Annotated in this window: 5 protein-coding genes; 3 read left to right on the forward strand and 2 right to left on the reverse strand. The window is 51.5% G+C overall.

The window, feature by feature from the left end:
* The 3 genes from BLP55_RS08880 to BLP55_RS08890 form a co-directional block, all read left to right on the forward strand.
* On the forward strand, nucleotides 1-578 hold a 578-nt coding region (locus tag BLP55_RS08880), incomplete at its 5' end, for a T9SS type A sorting domain-containing protein (RefSeq protein WP_139149635.1).
* 517 nt (nucleotides 579-1,095) lie between these two features.
* Nucleotides 1,096-5,892, forward strand: a complete 4,797-nt coding sequence (locus BLP55_RS08885) for a MopE-related protein (protein WP_170826827.1) — start codon at nucleotides 1,096-1,098, stop codon at nucleotides 5,890-5,892.
* 290 nt (nucleotides 5,893-6,182) lie between these two features.
* A complete protein-coding gene (locus BLP55_RS08890; protein ID WP_170826828.1) occupies nucleotides 6,183-10,910 on the forward strand; it encodes a T9SS type A sorting domain-containing protein in 4,728 nt (1,575 codons plus the stop codon).
* 120 nt (nucleotides 10,911-11,030) lie between these two features.
* Here the strand turns inward: BLP55_RS08890 and BLP55_RS08895 are convergent, their stop codons facing one another.
* The gene (locus tag BLP55_RS08895; protein WP_091142244.1) at nucleotides 11,031-11,252 is read right to left on the reverse strand and encodes a hypothetical protein; all 222 of its coding nucleotides are present in this window, start codon (nucleotides 11,250-11,252) and stop codon (nucleotides 11,031-11,033) included.
* Between the two features lie 146 nt (nucleotides 11,253-11,398).
* Nucleotides 11,399-12,988 (reverse strand): peptide chain release factor 3, encoded by a 1,590-nt coding sequence (locus BLP55_RS08900; protein ID WP_091142247.1) that lies wholly within the window; start codon nucleotides 12,986-12,988, stop codon nucleotides 11,399-11,401.
* Nucleotides 12,989-13,091: the final 103 nt, after the last annotated feature.

Below are 13,091 nucleotides of genomic sequence, written 5' to 3' on the forward strand. Positions count from 1 at the left end.
CTCCTGCGGTGCCTACTTTGGTGAACTGCAACGCGACCATCGCGGCCAAGCATACGCCAATCGCCTCGAGCAGCGTCTCTGGCGCTACGCAGTACCGCTTCCAGGTGGTACGCGCTTCGGACAACGCCAGCGCGACGATAGACAGGAGCACGAACTTCTTCAACTTCAACATGATCCCTGCGGCGTCTTACACGGCGGGTGGATTGTATTATGTGAGGGTTGCTGTGATGACCTCGGGTACTTGGTCTCCGTTCGGCGACGCCTGCGAGATCACGGCTCCAGGGGCCGGTGCCAAGGGCTTGCCTACGGCTACCGATGCTTCGGCTTCGGCTTCGTTCAAGGCCGCTGCCTACCCGAACCCGTTCACCGCTGCGTTCAACATCGAGCTCACCAGCTCGAGCCAGGAGCGCGTCCAGTTCAAGGTCTACGACATGCTGGGCAAGCTCATCGAGGAGCGCGAGGTTGACGTGAACGACCTGGTCATGGAGAAAGTGGGTGCGCAATACCCGGCCGGTGTTTACAACGTGATTGTAAGCCAGGACGGCATTGTCAAGACACTTCGTGTGATCAAGCGATAGTCTTAATTTTATCAATAGGAGCCCCTTCGGAAACGGAGGGGCTTTTTTTTTTGAGAATAAACAAGCTGTTTAATGTTGAACAAATTGTTGATAAGTGTCAGATAATTAGATGGTTCGGGTTTGTACGATGGCGTAATTTCGTTGGGGAAGATTTTGGCTTGCGCCAATCGACGTATCTGTCACAAAAAACATTTCTAACTAACGATGAGTGGATCAGGAATTTAACATTTTGGGTAAAAAATAGTACAAATAGTTAAATTTTATGTTTTTTGTCGATTATTTTGTGTATTTCGTCGAATAAATTATATTTGTTAAAAAAACGCTAATTTTTTACTACAGAAAATCCAAAACAAAAAACCCAACAAAGCCTGAACTTATGAGTAAATACTACCATTTCCAGAGGACTATAGGGAGTTTCACGTGCAAAATAGGTCATGCGCATCTTGGTCGTTCCATAGCGCATGTTATTTCCAAAGCGCCGATATTTCTTACAAGTATGATGACGATTTTGACCCTCATGGCAACAAATCGCATTTCGGCCCAAGTGAGCAATTATTCGTTTTCGCAATCATCGGCGACGTATACACCATTGGCCAGCCCAACCATCATATTGGCTGCGGGTTGGGACGATGACGTAGTCACGGCTGCAATTCCTTTTACATTCCGTTTCAACAACATTCCTTACACTTCGCTTCGCGTGAACTCAAATGGTTATGTCACGTTTGGCACGACTGCCCCGTCGACGACCAATTTCGCACCGTTGTCAACCACCGAGGGTTATGCCGGTTCGCTGGCGGCCTTTGCACGCGATTTGATCAGCAATGGCTCGACGATTGTCACCGGGTTTGAAGGATCGGCGCCCAACCGTGTATTCGTTATCCAATGGAGCAACGCACGTCGGTACGAATTCGGCGAGATTACAAGCGATGTAATAAATTTCCAGATACGGCTCTACGAGACCACGTTCCGCGCCGAGGTTCGTTTCGGATCTTGTACCACCAGCGACGCTACAGCGCTTCCGGTACAATCGGGGATTCGCGGCGCCAGCATTGCCGATTTTAAAAACAGGACCACGTCAAGTGATTGGTCTGCTACTACAGCTGGAGGGAGCAACACGGCGACGTTGTCTACCAGCAGTACCGTCATGCCCGCTTCAGGTTTGACCTTTAGTTGGATTGCGCCTACGCCTTGTTCGGGCGCACCTACGCCTGGTGCGGTTACCCCAGCTTCGAGCATTGCCTGTCCAGGGATTGCGCCGGGTCCGTTGACTGTTACAGGTCAAACAACCGGGGTGTCTGGCTTGGCTTACCTTTGGCAAGAGTCCGATGACAATGGCGTTTCGGATCCTTGGGCCACGGCAACAACTGGGACTGGATTCAATACCATGACCTTTCAACCGCCCGTGTTGACCACAACCAAGTATTATCGTGTACGCGTTTCGTGTGGCATCAACCAGTCTTTTGCGACGGTAGGTGTCGTCACGTTGGGCTCGTGTACCCCGCCCGCCAACGACAATCCTTGCGGTGCGGTTTCATTGACCGTCGCCAGTACATGTACCCCTTATTCCGATACTACGTCAAACAGCACCACCAATGTGACCAATGCGACCAACACTACGAGCAATGGGGTAGTGGCCCCAGACTGTTCGGGAGCTGGTGTTTCGGTACAGGATGTGTGGTTTAAGTTCACCGCTACAGCGGCAACACATGGTGTAACGGTAACGCCTGTTTCGGGGTTTGATGCGGGCGTTCAATTTTACGCAGTCAATTCTGGAACTTGCGGCGGCAGCGATTTGTCGCTGGGTCTCATCGGCTGTATCAACGCCGGGACCGAGGGCACTGCCGAACAAACTTCGCTAACCACTTCTATCGGGCAAGAGTATTATGTCAGGGTGTACCGTCATCCTTCGGGATCAAGCGGTGCAGCGCAAAGCAACAGCCAATTCTCGGTTTGTGTGACCACGCCGGTTCCCGTTTGTACGACCAATACTGCGCCAGCGCATTTGGCCACCGACGTCAGTTTAACGCCTACCTTGTCATGGGCCGAAGCCGATTTTGCGACGAACTACGATGTGTATTTGGGCACAACCTCGGGCACGACCAACTTGATTGGCAACACCACCGAGACCCAATTCGAAGTCACGGTCCCGCTTGATGGATCGACCCAGTACTTTTGGTATGTGGTCCCGAAAAACAGCGGCGCCAGCGCCGATTGTGGTGCAGCCAACGAAACAAGTTTTACGACACTCAACAACTGTACAGCGCCAACCAATTTGAATGCGTCGGACATTACACAAACTACGGCTACGGTTTCATGGACGGCAGCCTCACCGGCACCGGCCAACGGATACGAATATGAAGTCCGCACGGGTGGTGCAGCCGGAAGTGGTTCGTCTGGATTGATTACGGCCAGCACTACGGCCGCAGGCGATACCGATGACGATCTTGTCGGGCTCGCCGCTGGGACCGTTTATACCTTATATGTAAGGAGCGCATGCGCGGGGGCAATGTTCAGCGATTGGACTTCGGGATATGAGTTTACAACCGAAGCGCTTTTGCCGCCAACTATCGACGGATTTACGCCGTCGGCGGTTTGCTCCAATGCCGATGCGGCGGGACGTACCGTCATTGTTACGGGCAGCCACTTCACCGATGCGACCAACGTGTCGGTCAACGGAATGAGCATTGCTGCCTATACAATCGACTCCGATACGCAAATTACTTTGATTGTGCCCGCTGCTGCTACGAGCGGCTTTATTGAAATCGCCAATGCCGATGGAACAGGAACAAGCGCGACCGAACTGACGGTTAACAACGCACCTACGGTGGCCGACATTACGGCGCCAGGGATGGTCGATGTTGTTTGCCTTGGTGCATCGCTGACCCTTTCTAGCCTTACGCCAAACGGACAATGGAGTTCTTCGGACGAAAACACTGCGACAATCGACGCCTCTGGTGTGGTGACCGCATTGGAATTGGGTGCGGTAACGTTTACCTACACTGTCACCGATGCCATTACGGGATGTGCAGCGTTCAAGACCTACGATGTAACTATAAGCGAGCCGGTGACTGTCACCGAACATCCGCAATCGCATACCATTGCCGTGAACGCCGGTACCACTTTTTCGGTCGAAGCAACCGGAGCATTAACCTATGCGTGGGAGATGTCTGTCGACGAGGCACCGTTTGAAGCGCTGTCGGATACCGCCGAATTTTCGGGAACCCAAACCGCTACCTTGACGCTCACCGACGTTCCGTTGACATTCGACGGCCGTCGTTTCCGTTGTGTGGTGACTGGTATTTGCAATGCTGAAAATTCCGAAGTCGCTACTTTGACCGTAGGCGAAACGACCATAGAAGTGCACCCGGACGACGACGCGATTTGTTCGCCGGACACAACCACTACGGATTTTACCGCGACAGCCTCGGCCGATGCCACTGCGTTCCAATGGCAAGAGGACCAAGGCGGAGGCAATTGGCAGAATCTTACCAATGGCGGTAACTATGCCGGGGTCGATACGACCACGTTGTTGCTGTCTGGTCTTTCGGTTGCCAACAACGGTTGGCGCTATAGGCTTCAGGCCACCGGCTTGACATCGGCTACATCCGATCCGGCGACTTTGTTTGTGGCCCAGGCCGCGAGTGTCCAACAACAACCTTTGTCGCAAACGGCTTGCGCAAGCGGTGGGTCGGCCGAATTTTCGGTAGACGCTACCGGCGCGGAGTCGTATGTATGGCATTATTCGTCAGACGGCACCAACTGGAATCCGGTGTCGGACAACACGCCAAGTGGGGCTACTTATTCCGGCGCGTCAACAGAAACGCTTATCGTTAACACCAACGGCGTAGTAGCCGGAACCCATTTGTACAGCGTGGTCATCAACGGTGTCGCACCGTGTTCATCGACGCAATCCGATGCAGTATCACTCACCATTAACGCCAATGCAACGGTAGAATGGTTTGTCGATGCCGACGGCGACGGGTTCGGTAACTCGGCCTTACCTTCGGTGTTTTCTTGTTCGCAACCCGACGGCTATGCGTCGCAGGCAGGCGATTGCAACGACCAGGCCGCTACCGCTTATCCGGGCGCTTCAGAGTTGCCTTTTAATGGCATCGACGACGACTGCAATGGCACTACCGACGAAAACGGAAGCCTGACCACATCGATTTTGCCCGCGCATTGCGGCGCAACACTCAGCAGCTACAACTCGCTCGTGGGTATTACGACCATTCCTGGTGCCGTGGTTACCCGATACAGGATTCGGGCGACTTTGGGCGCGCAGACACAAACCATAGAGACTGCCGTGCCGCATTTCTCTATGGCGGCGTTCTCTTCTTTCTATACTTATGCGACCACCTATTCTATAGAGGTGCAAGTACAGCGTTTGGGCGTATGGCAAACCACGTGGGGTCCTGCGTGCGATGTTACCACTCCTAATATATTACAGGAAGGCGGAGCCGGTTCGGTTGTACCGGCACAATGTGGTGCTACTTTGGCCCGCATCAATACCTTGATTGCAACCACCAGCTTGCCGGGCGTTACGGGTTACCGTTTCCGCATCACCAACCTCACCGACCCATTTGGTCCAAACGCGGTACAATCCATCGACCGCGTGGTGCATTGGTTTGGTTTGAACATGTTGGCGCGTTTCAATTATGGAACTACGTATCGCGTAGAGGTTGCCGTGAAAACCACAGGCGACTTCGGACAGTATGGCGCGGCTTGCGAGGTTTCTTCTCCTGCTGTTCCTACCATCGATGCTTATTGTGGTGCGGTAGTACCGTCGGGTGCAACCAACGTGGCTACCATCAGTTCTCCGGGCGCGCAACAATATAGATTCCAGATTTTGCGCGTAGCCGACAATGCAACCACAATTATCGACAGGCCGATACACTATTTTACATTCGACCAAATCCCTTCGGTAATCTTTACTCCGGGCGCGTTGTACTATATCAGGGTTGCAGTCATGACGGCCAACACGTGGTCGCCGTTTGGTGATGCTTGCGAGGTTACGGCACCGGGCAATGCCGCCAAAGGAGTTGCAGACGTTCCGCAAGAACCGGTTGCTGCGCTTAGGGCTACGATTTCGCCTAACCCGTTTACGTCTAACTTTGGAATTGATCTTGATGTGGCCAGCGATGAAAACGTTGAGGTAAAAGTCTATGACATGCTCGGCAAACTTGTCGAAACGACACGTGTAACGGTTTCAGATTTGCCACAATTGAAGCTTGGAGCGCAATACCCGGCCGGGGTCTATAATTTGATTATTGATCAAGCGGGCGTCGTTAAGACGATGCGTATCATCAAGCGATAATATCCAAAATCACAATCTTTTCAAGCCTTTCCCGATCGGAAGGGCTTTTTTTTGCGCCTTATCGCACCTTCCATAAGGTACAAAAAAAAATAACAGCTTACCGCTTTAGGGAGTTGTAATAGTTAAAGTGCATATTTTTTCGGTAAACGGCTAATTGCCAGTGTTTAAACGAATTTAAGGGGTTTTTGTCGACTATTTTTTTGCAAGATTTTAATACGAAGTTACTTTACATGCAATTAATGCGTAAGTCTCAAATACGATCATAATCAACAAAAACAACTAGTATGGACATGAAAACTACAACAATTCCAACTGGTAGATGCCTCGATGATGTCGGGTTGTCGGCCAAAAAACAGACGACGAAGTGCTGGAAAGGCAAATCGTCGATTGCGCTGTTTGCCACGATGCTCATCGGACTATTTTTTGCCGACCGAGCTACTGCGCAAATCACTTTGAGGGGTACCGCTTCTCAAAGCACCACAGGTACCACATTAACGATCAACAAACCCAACGGCTTGACGGTAGGCGATTTCATGATTGCCAACATCACCCAAGGAGACAATGACAACGATGCGATGGGCAACGCCACACGCACGGGCTGGACGTTGATTGCCGGCGAACTGTATGGTTCGACAGGGAGCAACCGGTATTATGGCACCATTCTCTACAAAGTAGCCGATGCCGCAGACGTAGCCGCGAATAGTTATGCGTTCACGTTGAGCTCCGACGGCGACGACGGCGTGGGCGGTATCATCGCTTTTGCAGGTGTCGATACGGCCAATCCGTTTGATGGTGCGCCCGGCACGATCAACAATATCAATGCCGACGATCTTTCGGCACCGTCCATCACAACATCGGCGGCCAACTCGGCCATCGTCATGTTGGGTATGGTAGCCGACAATAGATCGATAAGTGGGTGGGGTGCAACCAATCCGGCTTCACTGTCTGAAATATACGACACGGCTGTTGCCAACGATGTAGATATGCAGTCGGGAGCGGCGTGGGCCATCAAGGCTACTGCTGGCGCTACGGGGAATGGTTTTGCCGAACTCAGCAACAACGAGAATGACTGGAACGGTGCATTGCTTATAGCGCTGCGCCGTTTTACTGGTGTCATTACCACAGGTGCCATCGCAGGACCTTTTTGTTCGGGATCTGACATTACGGTTCCTTATACAGTTACCGGCGAAACCTTTGGCGGGAGCAATGTATTCACGGCCCAGCTTTCGAATGCTTCGGGAAGTTTCGCATCGCCAACCAATATCGGTTCGGTGACCGCATCTACTTCGGGCAATATCAGCGCTACGCTTCCAGCCGTGAGCGGTACGGGTTATCGTATTAGGGTCATTTCGAGTTCGACAGCCGCAGTTGGGTCCAATAACGGTTCAAACATCAACATTTTAGCAGCCCCGACGGCTGTCGCAGGATCTAATTTCAACGCGTGCGAAACAGCGGTCAACATCGCTATCGGAACGGGAGCCAGCTCAAACAACAATTCGGGCGTCCTTTGGACCTCGAACGGAACGGGAACGATTTCCAATGAAACATCGGTGACCGGCGCTACTTATACGCCAGGGATTGGCGAGACGGGTACGGTAATCTTTACTTTGACAGCCACCGGTAACGCACCTTGCGGCGATACATCTGCCAATAAAACCATGACTTTGGTGGCTCCGCCGACCGCTTCGGCAGGCGGCAGTGCGACTACATGCTCAAATCAACCCGTAGTGGTAAGCGGTGCTTCGGCTTCAAACGGCAACATCAGCTGGGCCGATAACGGTACCGGTTCCATTACTGCGGGAGGCAATACCGTGGCACCTACCTATACACCAGGTGCGGGCGAAAACGGCGAAGTGACTTTGACGATGACCGTAACCAACGCTTCTTGCGGATCGGTACAGGCTACCTTTACGGTCAACGTAGTGGCGGCTGCGACGGCTTCGGCTGGCGCACCACTGGCGATTTGTACCAACGATGGCGCGATGCCTATCGGAACAGGCGCTACGGCAGCCAACCATGCGGGCGTCACCTGGACTTCAAACGGAACGGGTTCGATTGCCAATGCCAACGACTTGAATGGTGCAACGTATGCGCCGGGCGTAGGCGAAACAGGAAATGTAACCTTGACGCTGACCGCTACAGGCAACACGCCTTGTGGCGATGTGGTAGTCAACAAAGTATTGACCATCAATCCGGTGCCGGACACATCAAATACCGTCATTTGCCAAGGCGAAAGCGGTACTTTGAATTCTTCTACATCATGTCCGTCTGAACCTTCTGTGACCACTGGTGCGCAATTTGCGGGTGCGGGTGCTACCTCGGGTACGGGCACGGCATGGGGCGGTACAGGTAACTTGGGTTCGAACAATAATCAATACGCCAGTTTTACGGGACAGGGAATCACTTCGCAAACCTTAAGTGCCACTAACTTTGGATTTAACATTCCAGCCAATGCAGTTGTTTTAGGTGTAGAGGCTACCATCGCCCGTCACAGAAGTGGAACGGCCTTGGGTGGCGATACACGGGACAATTCGGTTCGTTTGATCAAAGGCGGCAGCGCGGTAGGCGCCAACAAAGGATTTACTTCGACCAACTGGCCTTCGAGCGAAGCGACGCAGTCTTATGGCGCAAACAGCGACCTGTGGGGCGAATCTTGGACTGCAGCAGATATTAATGCCAGCAATTTTGGTCTTGCACTCGTAGTTGATATTGCTGGTGCTCTTGGGAATAGGACAGGTAACGTCGATTACATTCAATTGGCGGTAACGTATCAGGTTCCTGGCGAAATCAGATGGTATACTGCGGCTTCAGGCGGCACCTTGCTTGGTTCGGGTTCTTCATTCAATCCGGTAGGTGTGGCAGGATCGCCATTGGCCGATACCAACACTCCAGGTACGACTGATTTCTATGCCGAGTGTTCGACCATCCCTGGATGCCGTTCTTTGGCTACCTTTACGATCAATGCGTTGCCAACGGTGTCTTTTACAGCCATGGACGCTTCTTACTGCGGTAATGATGCATCGGTTGTTTTGACCGGAAACCACGCGCCTGCAGGAACGTTCTCTGGTCCTGGTGTTACCGACAATGCCGATGGTACTGCAACGTTTGACCCTGCTGTGGCAGGACCTGGCGCGCACGACATCGTTTACAGCTATACCGATGGTAACATTTGTACCAATACGGCTACCCAAAACGTAACGGTCATTGCGCCGACTACTTACTATGCCGATGCCGATGGCGACGGTTTTGGTAACATTGCCGTAACCGAGTTGTCTTGCGACGGACCTTCTTCAGGATTCGTGGCCAACAACACCGATTGCGACGATGCCGACAACACCAAGAACGCTACCTTTGACTTCTATGTAGATGCAGACGGCGACGGATTCGGCGCGGGAAGCTTGGTTCCGGTATGTGCGGTAGATGCCAACACACCACCAACAGGCTACTCATTGTCTGGTACCGATTGTAATGATGCCGACAACACGATGAACGCGACGTTCTCTTTCTATACTGACAGCGATGTTGACGGATACGGAACCGGCGATTTGGTCGCGGTATGTGCAGTAGACGCCAACACGCCACCAGCGGGTTATTCATTGAACAACACCGATTGTAACGATTCAAACGGCGGTGTATTCCAAATGGGTACATTGTATGTAGACAGCGACAACGACGGATATACCAGCGGTGCGACCGAAGAGATTTGTTACGGGGCTGCTGCGCCGTCAGGTTACATCCTTTCGTTGACTGCTATCGATTGTAACGACAATGTGTTTGCCATCAATCCAGGGCATGCCGAAGTATTGTACAACGGCGTTGACGACGATTGCGACGGTACACTCGATGAAGGCAACCAATTGACCACTACTTTGTTGCCGTCTTCATGTGGTGCGACGCTTGCGTCAATTTCATCGCTTGTAGGTATTCAAACCGTGGGAGGACATCAAATCACAGGATACCGCGTGCGCGCTACGAACGGTGCGCAGGTGCAGGTCATCGAACGCAACGTACCGCATTTTATCATGCCGTCGTTCCCGTCTCATGACTATGCCACGACTTATACCATCGAAATCGAGTTGCAACGTGCTGGTGTCTGGTTGGGTTATTACGGAGCGCCTTGTCAGGTTTCTACACCGGCTATCTTGGCCGAGGGTGGCGCCGCGACAGTTTCTCCATCGCAATGTGGTACGACGTTGCCACACATCAACACGCTCATTGCAACCACAAGTATCCAGGGCGTTACCGGTTACCGTTTCCGTGTGACCAACTTGACAGACCCATTGGGTCCGAATGCGGTCCAGACCATTACACGTACCCAAAACTGGTTCAGCCTCCAAATGCTGACCCGTTACAACTACGGTACCCAATACCGCATCGAAGTGGCCGTAAAAACCACGGGTGATTTTGGTGGATACGGTGCTACTTGCGAATTGTCATCGCCTGCGGCCCCGTCGTTGGTGAACTGCGGCGGCACGATAGCGGCCAAGCACACGCCTATCGCCTGCAACAGCGTATCGGGTGCTACACAGTACCGCTTTCAGATCGTACGTGCGTCCGATTTGGCCAGCGCCACGGTCGACCGCAACACGAACTTCTTTAACTTCAACATGATCCCGTCTTTGCTGTACACCGCAGGTGCGGTATACAACGTACGTGTGGCAGTGATGACCTCTGGCAATTGGTCTCCGTTGGGCGATGCCTGCGAAATCACTTCTCCGGCTGCGCTTGGAAAAGGAATCGCCGAGACGGCGCCACTGGCCGAAGAAAGCACGATGCTCAAAGCTACGGCCTATCCGAACCCATTCACAGCCGATTTCACGATCGACGTGGCTACACCGAGTACGCAAAAAGTATCGGTTAAGGTCTATGATATGCTCGGTAAATTGGTAGAATCAAGAGAAGTCGATGCGGCAGACCGTCAAATCGAGCGCGTGGGCAGCCAGTTCCCGGCGGGCGTTTACAATGTAATCGTCAACCAGGATGGCAATGTAAGGACGTTGCGCGTCATCAAACGTTAATTATTTTTCTTATAGATAGAAAGTCCCTCCTTGCGGAGGGGCTTTTTTATTTTCGTTTCGTTTCGGGCAAAAAAAAACCTTTCGAAGAAAGGTTGACTATTGTTTTTTTTAAACAGGTGCTTATGATTTCGCTGCTTTTCTGTGTTTCTTGTAGCTGTATGCCGCGTAAACGATAGCCAGTATCAGCAACCAAACTATTTTGCCGTTGATAGGTGCCTGCGGCGTGTCGTCGTCTTCGAGTCCGCCATTGTCATCTTCTTCCCCTGGGGCTTGCGCAAAGAGGATAAAATCCGACAATACAAAGAAACTCAGGAAGTATAGTTTGAATAAGTTGTTTTTCATCTTGGGTCGAAATTGGCTGTAAAGATAGCAATGATTTTGTAAAAGAAAAAAAACGACGTCTATTTTTGCTCAAAAATGGCAAAATAACCATTTCGTAACCATTTGAAAATAGGTTGTTCACAAAAAAAACATCGACGAAGTGCAGCTTAGTCGAACTCTGACGTGAAATACAATTTGACGCTGGGGTACTTGCTTTGCGTCATCTGGATCGTAAAGTCCGAATCGGCTAAAAACACCAGCTGGTCGTACTTGTCCTTGGCCAAAAACTTCTGCTTGATGCGTCTGAATTCCTTGAATTCTTCGTTCTTGGCATCGTCGGGTTTGACCCAACAGGCCTTGTGCACCGGGAAATTCTCGTAGGTGCATTTGGCGCCGTATTCGTGTTCCAAACGGTATTGGATGACTTCGTACTGCAGCGCGCCGACGGTTCCGATGACTTTTCTATTGTTCAATTCCAAGGTAAACAACTGCGCGACGCCTTCGTCCATGAGTTGGTCGATGCCTTTTTCCAATTGCTTGGCTTTCATCGGATCGGCATTGTTGATGTAGCGGAAATGCTCGGGCGAAAAGCTCGGAATTCCTTTAAAGTTCATGTTTTCGCCTTCGGTGAGCGTATCGCCGATCTTGAAATTTCCGGTATCGTGCAACCCAACGATGTCGCCGGGATAGGATATGTCTACAATTTCCTTCTTCTCAGCAAAAAACGCGTTCGGGCTCGAGAATTTTAAATTTTTGCCTTGCCTTACGTGAAGATACGGTTTGTTCCTTTCGAAAGTACCCGACACGATTTTGACGAACGCCAAACGGTCGCGGTGCTTGGGATCCATATTGGCGTGGATCTTGAACACAAAGCCCGACATTTTGGTCTCGTCTGGCTTGACTTCGCGCGTGTCCGAATCCTTCGAACGCGGCGCCGGTGCAATGTCGATGAAACAATCGAGCAATTCACGCACCCCAAAATTGTTGAGCGCCGAGCCAAAAAATACAGGCTGCAGGTGTCCGGCCAAATATTCGTCACGGTTGAATTTCGGATAAACTTCGTCTATCAGTTCGAGTTCTTCGCGCAGTTTGTCGGCGGGTTTTTGCCCGATGATTTTCTCGAGTTCGGGATTTTGCACATCGTCGAACGCGATGGTTTCTTCGATATTTTTCCGGCTGTCGCCACTGAACAGGTTGATGTTTTTCTCCCACAAATTGTAGATACCCTGAAAATCATAACCCATCCCAATCGGGAACGACAACGGCGTGACTTTAAGTCCGAGTTTTTGCTCGACCTCGTCCATCAAATCGAACGCATCTTTTCCTTCGCGGTCGAGTTTATTGATGAACACGATCATCGGGATGTTGCGCATGCGGCACACGGCCACGAGTTTCTCGGTTTGTTCCTCGACGCCTTTCGCGACATCGATCACCACGATTACCGAATCGACCGCAGTCAAAGTTCTAAACGTATCTTCGGCAAAATCCTTGTGACCCGGCGTATCGAGGATGTTGATTTTCTTGTCCTTATAATTGAACGCCAAGACCGATGTAGAAACCGAGATACCGCGTTGACGCTCGATTTCCATAAAGTCAGATGTCGCGCCTTTCTTGATCTTGTTGTTCTTGACCGCGCCCGCTTCCTGGATCGCGCCGCCAAAAAGCAGCAATTTTTCGGTGAGGGTGGTTTTTCCCGCATCGGGATGGGAGATGATGCCGAAGGTGCGGCGGCGCTGTATTTCGTTTAAAAAGCTCATAGTCGTGGTAAAATCGACTGCAAAAATACTACAATATTCAACAAATCGGTCGGACGTACAATAAAACACATTTTTTTGGGCTTGCAGAAGTGAAAATGTCGTA

Source organism: Flavobacterium caeni, from assembly GCF_900101895.1.
In the GTDB taxonomy this organism is placed as follows: Bacteria; Bacteroidota; Bacteroidia; order Flavobacteriales; family Flavobacteriaceae; genus Flavobacterium; species Flavobacterium caeni.